This is a genomic window from Frigoribacterium sp. VKM Ac-2836 (assembly GCF_013248995.1).
GTDB lineage: Bacteria > Actinomycetota > Actinomycetes > Actinomycetales > Microbacteriaceae > Frigoribacterium.
Window position 1 is genome coordinate 73,282 of sequence record NZ_JABRPK010000003.1, and the last position, 16,175, is coordinate 89,456.

Here is a 16,175-nt window from a genome sequence, read left to right on the forward strand (position 1 = left end):
GGTGCCGGACACCGTCGAGTGGACAGCGCACCGCGTCATGCGGCGGCGTGTCGTCCACTCGGCGGTTCTCGGCCCGAACAGATCGTCTCGTCCACAGGACGCGGTAGGCAGGCGGTCGTCCACGGGCAGGCTCCGGAGGCGCGGCCGGGCTCGATCCGCGGCCGAACATCGACGGATGGATGACGACCTTCCCGATCTGATCTTCTCCGCCACGCCGGGCGCACAGTCACGTGAGGCGCGCGCCCTGCGTCGCGATGCCGCCGCGGGACGACTCGTCCGCGTCCGAAGAGGCGTCTACGTACCGACGGAGGGCTGGGCCCGACTGAAGCCTTGGCGTCGCCACGTCGTCCGGGTGCGGGCTGCCGCGTCCGCGCTCGCCGCCGACTGCGTCGTCTCCCACGGGTCGGCCGTCGCGGTGCACGGGTTGCCGAGCGTCCAGGGCGACCCGCGCCGGGTGCACGTGATCGACCGGCGTCGGGCCTCGACCCAGACCACGCCGGCCCTCGTCAAGCATGCGGCCGGTCTCGAGGACGACGAGGTCGAGCGGGTCGGCGACCTGCTGGTCACGAGCGAGTTGCGCACCGCCTACGACGTCGCGAGGTCGTCGGGGTTCGACGACGGCGTCCTCTGTCTCGACGGCGTGATGCGTCGTCGGCTCCTGGTCGCGGGTCGGCTTCCGAGTGTCGACGAGATGCGCGCCCGAGTCGACGATCTGCGCGACGAGTTCCGGCTCCGGTTCGGCGCGATGGCCGGCCGCACGGTCGGACGGCGGGGTGAACTGGCGCTCGAGCGAGCGATGTCGTTCGCCACGCCCCTGTCCGAGAACGGAGGGGAGTCACTCGTGCGAGTCGTGTTGCATCGGCTCGGTGCGCCTCAGCCGATCCTGCAGGAGGAGTTCTTCGACGCTCGAGGATTCGTCGGACGATGCGATTTCTTCTTCGCCGAGTTCGGGCTCGTGCTCGAATTCGACGGTTTCGGCAAGTACTCGGACCCTCGCATGCTCGCGGGTTCGTCCCCGGCCGAGGTCGTTCGACGGGAGAAGAAGCGCGAGGCTCGGCTCCTGGGGACGGGCCGGGTCCGACGCATCGAGAGGTGCGACATCGACGACGTGCTCGATCCGCGACGGCTGGCGGCGATCGTGCGGCGTGGCGGGGTGCCGCTGCGGTCGGGCCGGGCCTCGGCGTCGTGGTCGTGAGGGTGCGGTGTGCGAACGGGGGTGGGCGACGTCGCGGCAGCGAACCGCCGTGTGGACGTGGCGCCGTGTCGTGCGGCGGCGTGGTGTCCACTCGGCGGTGCGGTGCGGTGCGGTGGGGGAGCGGGGAGCGGGGAGCGGGGAGCGGACTAGGCGAGGTCGGCGAGCAGGGCGCTGACGAACTCGGTGCGCTCGACCATGCCGTGCACGCTGATCCACTCGTGGCGGGCGTGTGCTCCGCCGCCGACACCGCCGACCCCGTCGAGCACGGCGAAGCCGAGCGCGGCGGCGAAGTTGCCGTCGCTGGCTCCGCCGACGGACACCTCGCGCAGCTCGAACCCGAGCGACGCGGCGACCCGGGCCGCGCGCTCGTAGAGCGCACCGGTCGCGGCCGAGCGCTCCATCGGTGGGCGATTCCACCCGCCGGTGACCTTCAGCGTCGCGGCCGGGTCGTGCGCCGCGAGCCCGGCGAAGACCCGCTCGATGCGCTCGGCCTCGGTCGACGAGGTGACCCGGACGTCGACCATCGCCCGGGCGTAGCCGGCCTTCACGTTGGTGCGGGTGCCACCCTGCAGCACCCCCACGTTCAAGGAGGTGCCCGCCTCGAAGTCGGCGGCGGCGTGCAGCGTCATGACCACGCGGGCGATCTCGTCGACGGCGCTCGCCCCCGAGCGCGGGTGCAGCCCGGCGTGCACCTCGACCCCAAAGGCCTCCACCTCGAAGATGCCGACGCCCTTGCGGGCGGTCTTGACGGCACCGTCGGCGGCCGACTCGAAGACGAACACCGCGCCTCCTCGTCCGACCTCGCGCTCGATCGCCTCGCGCGAGGCGATGCTCCCGACCTCCTCGTCGCCGTTGAGCAGCAGGCGGACGTTCGGGCGGGGCAGGCCCAGGCGGTCGCCGATCGCCAGCGCGTTGCCGAGCTGGATCAGCCCGGACTTCATGTCGAAGACGCCGGGGCCGGTCATGCGGTCGCCCTCGATCGTCACGGGCCAGTCGGCGAGCGTGCCCTCGGACCACACGGTGTCGTAGTGGCACAGGGCCGACACCCACTCGGTCGACCCCGACGGCGACAGGTAGTCGAGCGTGACCGTGTCGCCGAAGCCCTCGACAACGTGCACCCTGCGGTCGGCCGGGGGCCCGACGGTCTCGCCGAGCCAGCCCTCGATCCAGCGCAGCCCCGCCTCGAGCAGGTCGACGTCGTCCGACGGCGTCTCGAGGCTCGCGTAGGTCGTCAGGTCGGCCACCATCGCGTCGAGGCGTGCCTCGACCTCGTGGCGGAGGGCGGTGACCTGGTCGGGCTGCAGGGGGTCGTGGCTCACGGTCTCGCTCTCGTCGGGCCCACCGTGGTGGGTGGGCATCTGACCATCTCACTCCCGTGGGCGGGCCGGCGACCGGCCGGGAGGCGCGGTGCCGCCCTCCGAGGAGGCGCGGTGTCGGCGGCGAGGAGGCGCGGTGTCGGCCGCGAGGAGGCGCACCCGGCTCTGTCGGAGGGCCCCGATACAGTCGAGGGAACCGACTCCGGCACCGGGTGCCGCACCGATCGCGACACCGACCGCGACACCGACGAGAGGGGCACCGTGCGCATCCTGCACACCAGCGACTGGCACCTGGGTCGCACGCTGCACGGTGTCGACCTGCACGAGCACCAGCAGGCGTTCGTCGACCACCTGGTGGGGCTGGTGTCCGACCGGTCGATCGACGTCGTCGTGGTCGCCGGCGACGTGTACGACCGGGCCGTCCCCGCGGTGCCCAGCGTGCGCCTCCTCGGGCGGGCCCTGGCGGGGCTCACCGAGCACGCCACCGTGATCGTCACCCCGGGCAACCACGACTCGGCGGTGCGACTGGGGTTCGCGGCCGAGCTGATGAGGCCGGGGTTGCACCTGCGGGCGTCGGTCGACCTGCTCGACGAACCCGTCGTCCTCGACGACCCGGACGGGCCGGTCGCCTTCTACGGGCTGCCCTACCTCGATCCCGACAGCGTCCGGCGGTCGCTGGCGCCGGCGGGCGCCGACGAGCCGCTGGCCCGATCGCACGCGGCCGTCGTGGGTGCGGCGATGCAGCGGGTGCGCGACGACCTCGCCGGGCGATCCGGCACCAGGTCGGTCGTGGTGGCTCATGCGTTCGTGGTGGCCGGGCCGGCACCGGGCCGCGGGGTCGGGTCCGAGGCCGCCGGCGCCGAGTCCGAGACCGCACCCGAGCGCAGCGAGAGCGAGCGCGACATCCGGGTGGGCGGCGTCGACTCGGTGCCGTCGACGGTGTTCGACGGTGTCGACTACGTCGCCCTCGGCCATCTGCACGGCGCCCAACGCGTCGGCCCGTCCGGTCGGCTGCGCTACTCGGGATCGCCCCTGGCCTTCTCGTTCGGCGAGCGGGCTCAGGTCAAGTCGTCCACGATCGTCGACCTGGCCGCCGACGGCTCCGTCTCGGTCGACCTCGTCCCGGCCCCCGTGCCGCGTCGACTCGCCGAGGTGACCGACTCCCTCGACGCCCTGCTCGACGGGCGGCACGACGACCTGCGCGACGCCTGGCTGCGGGTCTTCGTCACCGATCCCGTCCACCCCGAACGGCTCTACACGCGCGTGGCCGAGCACTTCCCGCACGCCCTCGCGATCCACCATGCCCCCGTCGGTGCGGTCGCGGCCTCGGCGTTGACCGCCGTCACGGCCGAGTCCGATCCCGTCGAGGTCGCGGCCGACTTCGTCGCCTTCGCCTCGGGCGGGGCTCCCAGCGAGGCCGAGCTCGCGGTGGTGCGCGACGCCTACGAAGCGGCCCGGGCGAGCGAGACGAGCGAATGAACCTGCACCGGCTGACCCTGCGCGCCATCGGGCCCTACGCGGGCGAGCACAGCATCGACTTCGCCGCACTCGGCGCCTCGGGCACCTTCCTGCTCGAAGGCCCGACGGGGTCGGGCAAGTCGACCATCATCGACGCGATCGTCTTCGCCCTGTACGGCGGGCTCGCCGGGTCGGCATCGACGCCCGACCGGCTGCGCAGCCACCACGCCGCCCCCGACGTCGAGCCCTTCGTCGAGCTCGTCTTCGAGAACGGCGCGGGCGTCCACCGAATCCGGCGCACCCCCGCGTACCGCCGTCCGAAGGCGCGCGGCGCGGGCACGACGCCGGCGAACGCGACCGCGAAGCTGTGGCGCCTCTCGTCGCCCGACGCCGTCGACGGCGAGATCGTCTCGATCAGCACCCAAGAGGCCGGCGCCGAGGTCTCACGCATCCTCGGGCTCTCGCGCCAGCAGTTCGTGCAGACCGTCGTCCTGCCGCAGGGCGAGTTCGCGGCCTTCCTCCGGTCGACCGGGGAGAAGCGCAAAGAGGTTCTGCAGTCGTTGTTCGGCACCGAGATCTACGAGCGGACCACGGCCGAACTCGTCGAACGGCGCAAGGTCGCCAACGCCGCCGTCGCGGCGGCCGACCGAGACATCGAGTTGGCTCGCGCGAGGCTGCTCGAAGCCAGCGGACTCGACGCCGGGGCCCTCGACGAGGCATGGGCCGCCGACCGCGCGGTCGCCGCGCTCGAAGCCCTCGAGACCGAGGCCTCGGAGGCGACGGCCCGGCGGTCACGAGTGATCGAGGCCCGAGACGCGGCGCGTCGGTCGCTCGATCGCGTGCGGGCGCTGAAGGCCGCACTCGATCGACGGGCCGACCTCGTCACCCGGCGGACGCGTCTCGACCAGGACGAGGACGAGATCGCCACGGTCCGGTCGCGCGTCGCCGCGGCGACACGAGCCGCGACGGTGACCGACGCCCTCGCCGCGGTCACCCGGGCGGACCGAGCCGAGCGTGAGACGGCGTCACGCCTGGCCGAGGCCCTCCGGGGCGACGCCGACGGTGAGGGCACCGGGGTCGACGGCGCCGGGGCCGCGGGAGTCGACGAGGGGCCGGTACGAGCCGATGTCGCCGCGCGTCGCGACGCCCGGCTCTCCGAGCTCGCGCTCCTGACCGAGGCGGCCCGGACCGAACGGGCTCTGCCCGGTCGTCGGACGGCCCTGGAGGCGGCCGAGAACTCCCTCGTCGACGCCGATCAGCGGCGCAGCGAGCTCGACGACCGACTCCTCGCGGCACCCGCCGTCCGGACGTCGCTCGTCGTCCGGCGGGAGGCCCTGGCCGAGACCTCGACTGGCCTCGCGGCCGCCGAGCAGGCGATGGCCGAGGCGCGGGCCCACCTGCGTGACCTCGACGACCTCGACCTCCTCGAACGGGCCGTCGGCACGGCGTCGGGGCGACTGGCCGACGACTCGGCGGCGGCCCTGCACGCCGTCGACGACGAGGCGGGCCTCCGCCGACGTCAGATCGAGGGCATGGCGGGCCATCTGGCCGAGGGTCTGGTCGTCGGCGCCCCGTGCCCCGTGTGCGGCTCACGAGAGCACCCGGCCCCCGCGTCCGCCGGCGCCGAGCACCCCACCGACGACCAGGTCGAGGCCGCGTCGATGACGGCCCGCGCGGCCGAGGCACGTCAGCGCGAGTCCGCCGCCCGGCACGCCGCGGCCGAGGGGCGGGCCGCCGAAGCCCGCCGCGCCCTGGGCGAGCTGACCCGCGACGAGGTCGAGTCCGAGCTGGCCCGGCTGGCCCTGCGCGTGTCCGAGGCCACCCGGGCCCGCACGGCCCTCGCGGCGGCCGACGCGGCCGTCGTGGCCCACGACCTCGAGCTCGACCGGCTGCGTGCCGAGCTCGACGACCTCCGAGAACGAGCGGCCACCACCCGAGAGCGCATCGCCGCCGACCGGCGGGCCCTGCTCGACGACGAGGTCGAGATCGCGCGACTGCTCGACGGTCGTGCCCCGACGATCGTCGAGCTCGCCGTGACGGTGGGCGAGGGGGTCGAACGCGACACGCGCCTCCTGACCCTGCTCGACGCCGTCACGGTGGCGACCGACGCGGCGGTCGGTCGGCGAGCCGAGCTCACCGGCGCTCTCGAGCGGAGCGGCTTCGACGACGTCGAGCAGGTCGCGGACGCCGCCCTCGAGGCGGCGGACCGGGCGGTCCTCGAGTCGCGGGTGTCGGCTCACGAGCGCGAACGCGCGATCGTCGCGGCCGGGCTCGCCGAGGCCGAGGTGGCCGCACTGACCGGCGACGAGGCCGCCGACGTCGCGACGGCCGTCGAGGCCCTCGACCTGGTGCAGGCCGAGCTCGACGAGGTCACCGACGAGGCCACGCGCGCCGGCGACCGGGCCGAGCGGTCCCGTCAGGCGCTGACCGCCCTCGAGACCGTGACCGCCGCGGCCGACGCCGCCGTCGAGCACGCCCGGGCGGTGGTGCGCATGGCGAACCTCGCCAGCGCCTCGACCGGCGAGAACGTCAAGGGCGTGACGCTCGGCACCTACGTGCTGCTGCGGCGGTTCGACGAGGTCGTGGCGGCGGCCAACGTGCGGTTGTCGGTGATGTCGAGCGGGCGCTACGAGCTCGCCTCGTCCGACGAGCGCGAGGTCGGGTCACGGTCGCGCAAGACCGGGCTCTCACTCGTCATCCGCGACGCGACCACCGACACCACCCGAGACCCCGGCAGCTTCTCGGGCGGCGAGACCTTCTACGCCTCGCTCAGCCTCGCCCTCGGTCTCGCCGACGTCGTGCAGGCCGAGGCCGGCGGGCTCGAGCTCGGCACCCTCTTCGTCGACGAGGGCTTCGGCTCGCTCGACCCCGACACCCTCGACGCCGTCATGAGCGAGCTCGGCCGGTTGAGCGCCTCGGGCCGCGTCATCGGCATCGTCAGCCACGTCGACGAGCTCAAGCAACGCATCGTCGACCGTGTCGAGGTGCGCCGCCGCCCCGACGGGTCGTCCGTGCTGCGCTCGACGGTCGGCTGACGGCGACCTGCTCCGCTCGCCCCCCACGGCCCCCCGTCCGAGGGTGTTCACGCGATCGCGCGTCCCCGTTCACGCGCCGGCCACCGAGCAGGAGTCTGCTGATCCTCGCCTCGCGACGACTCCGTCGCCGGGCGCCGGATCACGATCACGATCACAGGAGCAGAACCGTGTCGAAGAACACCCCGAACCGCCGGCGTGCGGCCCTGACGACGGGGGTCGTCGCGACGGCCGCCGTCGCCGCCCTCGCCCTCAGCCCCGTGGCCGCCCTCGCGGCCACCCCCGCGAACGTCGCCCAGAACGGTGGCGCCGCGCGCAGCATCGACGACAGCACGCAGCTGCTGCTCGACTCGGTGAAGGGCGGGCCCGCCAAGAACGTCATCCTGCTGATCGGCGACGGCATGGGCGACAGCGAGATCACCTCGGCCCGCAACTACGCGTACGGCGCCGGCGGAACGCTGCCCGGCATCGACGCCCTGCCCCTGACCGGCCAGTACACGACCTACTCGGTCTACAAGGACGGGGCGAACAAGGGCAAGCCCGACTACGTGCCCGACTCCGCCGCGACCGGCTCCGCCTGGGCCACCGGCACGAAGACCTACGACAACGCCATCTCGGTCGACGTCGACGGCGTCCCGCAGGACACCCTGCTCGAGATCGCCAAGGCGAACGGCAGGAAGACCGGCAACGTGTCGACCGCCGAGCTGCAGGACGCCACCCCGGCCGTCCAGGCCGCGCACGTCGCCGCCCGCAGCTGCTACGGGCCCGACAGCGTCACCCAGTGCGGTGCGGACGCCCTCGACCAGGGCGGCCTCGGCTCGATCAGCGAACAGATCATCGGCACCCGCGCCGACCTGACCCTCGGTGGAGGCGCGGCCTCGTTCGGCCAGGCGGCCCGCGCCGGTCAGTGGCAGGGCGACACGCTCTTCGCTCAGGCGCAGGACCGCGGCTACCAGGTCGTGCGTGACGCCGCCGGCCTCGACGCCCTCGCGGCCGCGGACCAGGCGCAGCCCGTGCTGGGCACGTTCACCGACGGCAACTTCCCCACTCGCTACGCCGCCACGACGGCGACCGTGGGCGGAGCCGACCTGGCTCCGCAGACCTGCCAGCCGAACCCGGCGCGCCTGTCGTCCGGCCTCTCGCTGCGCTCGCTGACCGAGAAGTCGATCGACCTGCTCGACACGGGAGACCAAGGGTTCTTCCTGCAGGTCGAGGGGGCCTCGATCGACAAGCGCGACCACAGCGCCGACGCCTGCGGTCAGATCGGCGAGGTGCTCGATCTCGACGAGGCCGTGCAGTCGGCCCTGGCCTTCGCGAAGGCCGACGGCAACACGATGGTCATCGTCACGGCGGACCACGCGCACACCAGCCAGATCGTCGACTCGACGCCGCCCGCCACTCTCAGCACCGCGCTGACGACGGTCGACGGCACCACGATGAAGATCGCCTACGGCACCGCCGCGGCCGGCGGATCGCAGCAGCACACCGGAACGCAGCTGCGCGTCGCGGGGTACGGCCCCGGTGCCGCGAACGTCGTCGGACTGATCGACCAGACCGACAACTTCTTCACGATCGTGAACGCGCTGCAGCTCGACCGCGACCTCGACGGTCTGAGCGCCGACGCCACGATCTCGGCTCCGACCGAGGTCGCCCCCGGAGCGGACTTCCCGGTCAGCACCCTCGGCCTCGCGGGTGACCGCCAGGTCACGGGCACGCTCGACGTCGACGGCGCCGTGACCGACCTGGGCATCGCCGACGTCATCGACGGGGTCGCGACCTACACGGTCACGGCTCCGACCGAACCCGGTAGCTACGCGATCACGGTGACCGGCACGCAGAGCGGCACGACACTGGCCGCCACGGTCGCCGTCGTCGAGGGCGCCGTCACGCCGGCACCGGCACCGACGACCCCGCCCGCCGCGGTCCCCGGTGACGGCACGAGCGCAGGAGGCGCGGGTCCGGTCGGTTCCGGACGCGGCCCCCTGGCGTTCACCGGTTCCGACGCCCTGCCCGCCCTGGCGCTCGCACTGATGCTCGCCGGTACCGGTGCCGCCCTCGTGCTGCGTCGACGTCACCGCGCGGCCTCCACGCGGGACGGCGTGCAGCTCTAGCGGTATCCGGCCCCGGACGCACGGGAGGCGCGGTGCCAGCCGGCACCGCGCCTCCTGCGTTCTCGGGTCGCGGGCGACCCCGGTCGTCAGACCAGCGGGTCGCTGTCGGTCGAGCGACGCTCGACGCGCTCGCCCGTGGCCGGGTCGACGGCGCTGCGGGTCGTGGAGACCGTCGAGCGTCGGCGCGAGGCGAAGGCGATGCCGATGATGGTCACGACCACGCCGGCCGCGATGAGGATGTAGCCGATCAGTTGGATGTCGATGCCTGCGACCTGGAAGTCGAGAGCGAACGCGAGGATCGCGCCGATCACGATCAAGGCGATTCCGCCGCCGATGCTCATGGGGTCTCCTTCGTCCTCCGTAGCCCCGGATGGGCGACGGTGCCGACTCGAGGGTCGGCGCGCCCCACAGTACCGGCGGGTCGTGCCCGGCGGCCACGACGCGTTCGCGGCGCTGAGAGGATGGTCGTGTCCGCCACTCGAGACCGCAGGAGACAACCATGACCGGAGCTGCCGGCCCCGTGCCCCTCGACCAGCCGTACCACCGCGCCTCGCCCAAGGTCGCGGTCGTCCGGTTCTGGCGGAAGTACGCCACGTTCCACGGACGGGCGAGCCGCAGCGAGTACTGGTGGTGGTTCGTCATCGCGTTCGTGTTCCAGGGGGCACTGCAGGCGTGGGCGACGGGGACCGGCGGCACGTCGACCTGGGCGGGTGGGGACGACACCGACCTCGGGTACATCGACCATCAGGGTGTCGTGCTGATCGTGTGGGCGGCCGTGAGCTTCCTGCCGACGCTCGCGCTGCAGTCGCGGCGTCTGCACGACGGGGGCTTTACTGCCTGGTACCTGCTCTTCTACCTGCTGCCGGTGCTCGGCTGGCTGACCCTGCTCGTCATGTCGTTGCTGCCCTCGCGCGCCTCGGGCGAGCGGTTCGACACGGGCGGCGAGCGGCAGTACCCCGGGCCCGCCTGACCGCACCCATGGCCCGCCGGCCGCGACCGGCCCGCTGCTCGGGGGTGAGGTCAGATGGTGGGCTCGGACCAGGCGAGCGGTCCGATCACGGGCAGGACGAACGAGAGCAGGGGGTTCCGGGTCGGCGTGGCGGCCCGCTAGCCTGTTCGGACTCCGGCGGACCCGACCGCCGTGGTGGTCCTGTAGAGCGACGTCCGTCGCTCGTTCCCGGTGGTGGACGCTGCGAGGGTCGGGCTGCCGGAGCCCTGTGCTCAGCCCTGCTGTGCCTCGTGCACCAGCTCGAGCGCCGCCCGCAGTCCGGCCGCGGGCACCTGGCCGGGTGCGCTGGACGCCCCGGACGAGCCGAAGGTCAGGCACGAGCCGAAGGTCTCGCCCGCCAGTCGGGACACGACTCCGAGCGGCCCCATCGACATGGTGACGGCGGGCACGAGGCCGGCCCCGGCCCGGAACTCGGCCGTCGCCCGCATCAGGGTCAGCACGTCGTCCGTGCCGACCGGCATCGCGGCGAACTTGACCACGTCGGCGCCGTTCTCCTGCTGCTCGAGCAGACGCGACACGATCTCGCCCTGTGACGGGGTGCCACTGAAGTCGTGCGACGACATCACCACGACGAGGCCGGCCTCGTGCGCCGCGTCGACGAGTCCGCCGAGCAGATCGGGGTCGGTGTACATCTCGACGTCGACGGCGTCGATCAGACCGGTGGCCATCGCTGCTCGCAGGACGGCGTCGTAGGTGGCCGGGGCGACGTCGCGCTCGCCCCCCTCGGGGTGGGTGCGCAGGGTGAAGAGCAGCGGGAGGTCGGCGTCGAGGGCGTCGCGCACCCGCCGGACGACCTCGGCCACCAGGGCGAGGTCGGCGGGCCCCGGCGATTCGGCGCCGGTGCGCGCGGGACCGTCGGGGTCGGGTGCCGCGGCGAAGGCGGCGTCGACGAAGTCGATGCGCAGTTCGACGAGTTCGGCCGTGTCGCCGTCGAGAGCCGAGGCCGCCGCGACCAGCGCGTCGGGGGTCCGGGCCACGAGCGGCACGCAGACCGCGGGGCGTCCGCCGCCGAGGGCGACCCGACCGATCGAGACCGGCAGAGGCGTCGCCATCGTCAGCCCGCCACGCTCTCGCTCGTGGACCGTCCGCGCGCCGGCAGACCCACGGAGGCGCGCATCGCGTCGCGCAGGACGCCCTCGTCCGTCACCGGTTCGTCCTGCGCACCGCCGGCGAAGAGTCGTACCTGCCCGAGCGCCTGCTCGACGAGCATGTCGAGGCCGTTGACGGCGAGACCGCCGTCCGCCGACCAGCGAGACGCGACCCGGGTCGGCCAGGGCTCGTACGCGACGTCGAGCAGCACCGACGAGGCGCTGACCGGACGCAGGTGCAGGTCGTCAGCGGCACCACCGGGCAGCGTGCTGATGACGAAGTCCAGCGGGCCGAGGGACGGCAGCTCGGTGAGCGGGGCGACCATGACGTCGGCGCCGAGCTCGGCCGCGAGGGAGGTCAGTTCGCCCGCCCGCATCGGGTTGCGCAGGTGGATCGAGAACGACCGGGCGCCGAGCTCCCATGCGGCGGCCATGGCGGACAGGGCCGTCGCACCCCCGCCGAGGATGGTCGCCGCGGCAGGACGGGCGTCGTGGAAGCCCTGGATCGTGCGCACGATGCCGTCGACGTCGGTGTTGTACCCGTGGCGCCGACCGTCGTCGTCGATCACGAGGGTGTTCGCGACGCCGAGTCGCCGCGCGAGCGGAGAGATCGTGTCGAGCAGGGGCAGCACCTCGCGCTTGAGGGGCATCGTCAGGCTCAGCCCGCGCCAACTCGCGTCGAGGCCCTCGACGAAGGGGGCGAGCCCGCCCGAGGCCACCTCGACACGGTCGTAGTCGAAGGGCAGCCCGAGGTGCTCGTAGGCCGTGCGGTGCAGCGCGGGCGACAGCGAATGCTCGATCGGCGACCCGAGGACGGCGAGACGTCGGCGAGCATCGGTCACGGGTGGCCCCTCCCTGTCGACCGCGGCTCGGACGACGACCCACCCTAACGCGAGGGCCCTGAGGGGGTGCGGGACGGTGGCGACCGGCGTCGCGCCTCCTCGGCTCGGGGGTCTGGCAGGCTCGGTGGATGCAGATCCGACCCTTCGACGAGGCCGACACCGAGACCGTCGTGGCGCTCTGGGAGCGCTGCGGGCTGACCCGCCCGTGGAACGACCCGCGACGCGACATCGAACGCAAGCTGACGGTGCAGCGCGAGCTGTTCCTGGTCGGCATCGACGACGAGGAGGCGCTGGTCGCCACCGCCATGGCGGGTTACGACGGTCACCGGGGCTGGGTCTACTACGTCGCGGTCGACCCCGATCGACAGGGCGAGGGCTTCGGACGGCAGCTCATGGCCGAGGTGGAGCGCCTGCTCGTCGAGCGGGGCTGCCCCAAGGCCAACGTTCAGGTGCGCACCGGCAACGAGCGGGTGCGGGCGTTCTACGAGCACCTGGGGTACTCGGTGGACGACGCGGTCGGCATGGGCAAGCGGCTGATCGCCGACTGAGGCGGCGCGGTAGCCGACGGCGCGACGACGGGCCCGGTAAACAACATGTGACGATCTTCAGCGGACTCTTGTCGAGTGCCCAGCGAGAACTTATGGTCGTGTGCAGCGCCCCCTGTCGGGGGGTGTCGTCCCACCCTTTACGTCTTCTCCAGGAGTCCCGACGCCCATGCGCATCAGCCCCCCGTCATCCGAGTCCGTCCCGACGGGAGGCCGGCGGCGAGTCCGTGGCGCGGCCCTCGCCTCCGTCGCCGCCGGCACCCTCCTGCTCGGTCTCGTCGCCGCCGCACCGGCCCAGGCCGTGCCGGTCACGATCGACCTCGTCGGCATCAACGACTTCCACGGTCGACTCGAGGCCGACGCCCCGGGGTCTCGTGCGTCCATCGCGGGTGCCGCCGTCCTCGCGGGTGCCGTCAAGTCCGTCGAAGCCGAGAACGCGAACACGCTCTTCGTATCGGCCGGCGACAACATCGGTGCCTCGACCTTCACCTCGTTCATCCAGAACGACGAGCCCACCCTCGACGCCCTCAACGCCATGGGCCTCGACGTCAGCACCCCGGGCAACCACGAGTTCGACCAGGGTCAGGCCGACTTCACCGGCCGCGTCCGGGCGAACAGCGACTTCCCGTACGTGAACGCGAACATCCTGCGCGACGGTGCCCCGGTGTACGACCCCTACGTCGTCGAGGAGATCGGCGGCGTCCGCGTCGCCTTCATCGGCGCCCTGACCGAGACCATGCCGACGCTCGTCAGCCCGGCCGGCATCGAGGGGCTCACCTTCGCGCCCGTCGTCGACTCGGTCAACGCGGTCGCCGACGACATCGTCGCGAACGACGCCGCCGACGCCATCGTCCTGCTGCTGCACGAGGGTGCCGAGACGGGCAGCCTGGACTCCGTCACCGGAGACAACGCGTTCGGCGAGATCGCTCGCGGCGTCTCGGGCGACGTGTCCGCGATCTTCTCCGGACACACCCACCAGGGCTACGACTACCTCGTCTCGCCGTCCGACGGCGGGCCGCAGCGCGCCGTCGTGCAGACCGGCAGCTACGGGACGAACCTCGCCCGGGTGACGATGACCGTCGACCCCGCCGCCACCGATTTCCGCGACCGGGTGACGATCGCCTCGCACCGCCTGGTTCCGCTCTACAACGCGTTCACCCCCGACCCCACGGTCCAGGCCATCGTCGCCGAGGCCGTGGACGTCGCGGCCGACCGGGGGGCCGAGGTCATCGGTTCGATCAGCGACTCGTTCAACCGCGCCTACAACGCCAACCCCGACGCCAACGGGCTGCCCGTGTCGAACCGCGCGGGAGAGTCGACGCTCGGCAACTTCGTCGCCGACATCCAGTTGGCGTCGACGACCGCGAGCGGCGCCCAGCTCGCCTTCATGAACCCCGGGGGACTGCGGGACGACCTGCCGTTCGTCGCACCGAACGGCGACGTCACCTACAAGGCCGCCGCGGCCGTGCAGCCCTTCGCCAACACGCTGGTCGTGGTCGACATGACCGGTGCCGAGATCCGGCAGGTGCTCGAGCAGCAGTGGCCCACCGCCGCACGCAACAGCACCCTGAAGCTCGGCACGTCCGAGGGACTGAGCTACACCTACGACCCCGCCGCCTCGGCCGGCTCGCGCATCGCCTCCGTCTCGCTCGACGGTGCGGCGCTCGACGACGCGACCGTCTACAAGGTGACCGTCAACTCGTTCCTCGCCTCGGGTGGCGACGGCTTCGCCGCCTTCGCGAACGGTCGTGCCCACGCCGACAGCGGCAAGGTCGACCTGCAGAGCCAGCTCGAGTACTTCGACACCCAGGCCGGCGACCCTTCCGACCCCGACTTCGCGTCGCGATCGGTCGGCGTCTCGGAGCTGACCGCTGCGCCCGTCGGTGGATTTGCCGCCGGTGACACCGTGTCGATGACCTTGTCCTCGCTCGTCCTGCAGCAAGCCGCCGCGGACGCGTCGGGCACCGTGACCGCGACCCTCGACGGTGTCGAGCTCGCCTCGGCACCCATCGACGAGACGATCCTCGACAACTCGGACGAACAGGGCCGCGCCACCCTGAGCTTCGTCGTCCCCGAGGGCATCACCGCCCCCGTCGCCGGGCCCGTCACCCGATCGATCGTGCTCACGGTCGACGGCACGGGCACCACGGCGTCCGTCCCGATCGTCTTCGCCGCCGCGGCCGCTCCCGTGGTCGTCCCGCCGACCGACCCGGGCAACACGCCCCCGGTCACGGCCCCCGGTGGAACGGTGCCCGGCGGAACGGTGCCCGGCGCCACCCCCGGGTCGGGCACCGGCAGCACGCCCGCCGGCACGGTCCGCAACCCCGACGGCTCGTTGGCCTTCACCGGCCAGGACGGCCTGGGGCTCGCCGCCCTCGCGGCGCTCGCCCTGATGCTGGCCGGCGGCTCGGCGCTCGTCCTCGCCCGCCGTCGCAGGCTCCGCGCGACCGCGACCTCCCCCGAGGCCTAATCCTCGGAGGGCACCGCCGCACCACCGTCTGAACGTCGCACCACGGAAACCCGTGGTGCGACGTTCAGTTCGTGGTGCGACCCGGGGCCGGGAGGCAGAGGGCTCCCGTACGCTCGTCGCGTGACGACGTACAGCTACCACCGCCTGTTCCGCTCGGTGCCCTCCTACCGGTGGTGGAAACCGGTGCTCGCGGCCGTCGTGGCGGTCGTCACGTACCTGCTCGCGTCGGTCGTGGTCTACGTGGGAGTCCTCGGGGTGACCACGGCCGTCGGTGGGGCCGCCGCCGCCGAACGACTGCAGGCCGGGATCGAGGGTGACGCGCTGGCGGCAGCCGACCCGCTCGTGCTCTTCACGACCCTGGCCTCGATCGCTGTCATGCTGCCCGCGATCGTCCTGGGCACCCTGATCGTCGGCCCCGGCGCCGTCGGCGGCCTCTCGAGCGTCGCGGGGCGGCTGCGGTGGCGGTGGCTCGTGCGGTGCATCGTGCCCGCCCTCGCGTTCATGGCTCTGACGGTGGGGCTCAGCTACGTCGTGGTGCCGCCGCTCTCGGGCGAGGCGATCGGGACGGGGCCGGTCACCACGCCGGCGGACACCCTCGTCCGGGCGGTCGTCGTCATCCTCCTGGTCACGCCGTTCCAGGCGGCGGCCGAGGAGTACGCGTTCCGCGGTCTGGCCATGCAGGCCATCGGATCGTGGTTGCGGTATCCCATCGCGGCGATCGTCCTGCCCACGGTCGGATTCGCCTTCGGGCACGACTACAACGTCTGGGGCATGCTCGACGTCGCGGTGTTCGGAGTGGCCGCGGCCTACCTGACCTGGCGAACGGGAGGGCTCGAGGCGGCGATCGTCGCGCACGTGCTCAACAACACCGTGTTGTTCCTGCTGTCGGCCCCTTTCGCGGGCGTCGAGTCGAGCGACGGGAGCCCCCTCGCCCTGGCGGTGACGGTGGTCTCGACGCCGCTCTACGTGTGGCTCGTGGTCCGGGCGGCCCGGCGTACCGGTCTCGTCACGACTCGCAGCGTTCCTCTCGTCCCCAGCGCGCCTCCGGCCGACGGCCGTCCCCAGGAGGCGCGGGTCGGCTGACCGCGTCGGTGGCCGCTCGTAGACTC

Annotated in this window: 12 protein-coding genes; 8 read left to right on the forward strand and 4 right to left on the reverse strand. The window is 73.1% G+C overall.

Annotated features, from left to right (window positions below; genetic code table 11):
- Nucleotides 1–175 precede the first annotated feature (175 nt).
- Nucleotides 176–1,195: a hypothetical protein gene (locus HRF36_RS11910; protein WP_173210199.1), complete on the forward strand. Its 1,020-nt coding sequence runs from the start codon at nucleotides 176–178 to the stop codon at nucleotides 1,193–1,195.
- A 146-nt stretch (nucleotides 1,196–1,341) separates the two neighbouring features.
- Here HRF36_RS11910 and HRF36_RS11915 read toward each other — a convergent pair whose 3' ends face one another.
- Entirely contained in the window at nucleotides 1,342–2,514 is a 1,173-nt protein-coding gene (locus tag HRF36_RS11915) for a M20/M25/M40 family metallo-hydrolase (RefSeq protein WP_217271262.1), read from the reverse strand.
- A 258-nt stretch (nucleotides 2,515–2,772) separates the two neighbouring features.
- Here HRF36_RS11915 and HRF36_RS11920 point away from each other — a divergent pair, with 258 nt between their 5' ends.
- The 3 genes from HRF36_RS11920 (at nucleotide 2,773) to phoA (ending at nucleotide 9,112) form a co-directional block, all read left to right on the forward strand.
- Entirely contained in the window at nucleotides 2,773–3,990 is a 1,218-nt protein-coding gene (locus HRF36_RS11920) for an exonuclease SbcCD subunit D C-terminal domain-containing protein (RefSeq protein WP_173210201.1), read from the forward strand.
- Nucleotides 3,987–7,004 carry an AAA family ATPase gene (locus HRF36_RS11925; RefSeq protein WP_173210203.1) on the forward strand — a complete coding sequence of 1,006 codons (3,018 nt, stop codon included), beginning with the start codon at nucleotides 3,987–3,989 and terminating at the stop codon, nucleotides 7,002–7,004. Before HRF36_RS11920 ends, HRF36_RS11925 begins: the two co-directional genes overlap by 4 nt.
- A 167-nt stretch (nucleotides 7,005–7,171) precedes the next feature.
- The gene (phoA, locus tag HRF36_RS11930) at nucleotides 7,172–9,112 is read left to right on the forward strand and encodes an alkaline phosphatase (RefSeq protein WP_371740145.1); all 1,941 of its coding nucleotides are present in this window, start codon (nucleotides 7,172–7,174) and stop codon (nucleotides 9,110–9,112) included.
- Between the two features lie 86 nt (nucleotides 9,113–9,198).
- Here phoA and HRF36_RS11935 read toward each other — a convergent pair whose 3' ends face one another.
- A complete protein-coding gene (locus tag HRF36_RS11935; protein ID WP_173210205.1) occupies nucleotides 9,199–9,453 on the reverse strand; it encodes a DUF6458 family protein in 255 nt (84 codons plus the stop codon).
- 158 nt (nucleotides 9,454–9,611) lie between these two features.
- Between HRF36_RS11935 and HRF36_RS11940 the strand changes: the two genes are divergently transcribed.
- Nucleotides 9,612–10,082, forward strand: a complete 471-nt coding sequence (locus HRF36_RS11940; protein ID WP_173210207.1) for a DUF805 domain-containing protein — start codon at nucleotides 9,612–9,614, stop codon at nucleotides 10,080–10,082.
- A 251-nt stretch (nucleotides 10,083–10,333) separates the two neighbouring features.
- On the opposite strand, the gene aroD is transcribed toward HRF36_RS11940, so the two are convergent.
- Entirely contained in the window at nucleotides 10,334–11,173 is an 840-nt protein-coding gene (gene aroD / locus HRF36_RS11945; RefSeq protein WP_173210209.1) for a type I 3-dehydroquinate dehydratase, read from the reverse strand.
- Between the two features lie 2 nt (nucleotides 11,174–11,175).
- Nucleotides 11,176–12,051, reverse strand: coding sequence for a shikimate dehydrogenase (locus HRF36_RS11950; protein WP_173210211.1), 876 nt, complete (start codon nucleotides 12,049–12,051; stop codon nucleotides 11,176–11,178).
- Between the two features lie 128 nt (nucleotides 12,052–12,179).
- On the opposite strand from HRF36_RS11950, the gene HRF36_RS11955 reads away from it, so the two are divergent.
- The 3 genes from HRF36_RS11955 (at nucleotide 12,180) to HRF36_RS16330 (ending at nucleotide 16,149) form a co-directional block, all read left to right on the forward strand.
- Nucleotides 12,180–12,599 (forward strand): GNAT family acetyltransferase, encoded by a 420-nt coding sequence (locus HRF36_RS11955; RefSeq protein WP_173210213.1) that lies wholly within the window; start codon nucleotides 12,180–12,182, stop codon nucleotides 12,597–12,599.
- A gap of 166 nt (nucleotides 12,600–12,765) precedes the next feature.
- A complete protein-coding gene (locus tag HRF36_RS11960) occupies nucleotides 12,766–15,066 on the forward strand; it encodes a bifunctional UDP-sugar hydrolase/5'-nucleotidase (RefSeq protein WP_173210215.1) in 2,301 nt (766 codons plus the stop codon).
- Between the two features lie 120 nt (nucleotides 15,067–15,186).
- Complete coding sequence (locus HRF36_RS16330; protein WP_173210217.1) at nucleotides 15,187–16,149, forward strand: type II CAAX endopeptidase family protein; 963 nt, start codon at nucleotides 15,187–15,189, stop codon at nucleotides 16,147–16,149.
- Nucleotides 16,150–16,175: the final 26 nt, after the last annotated feature.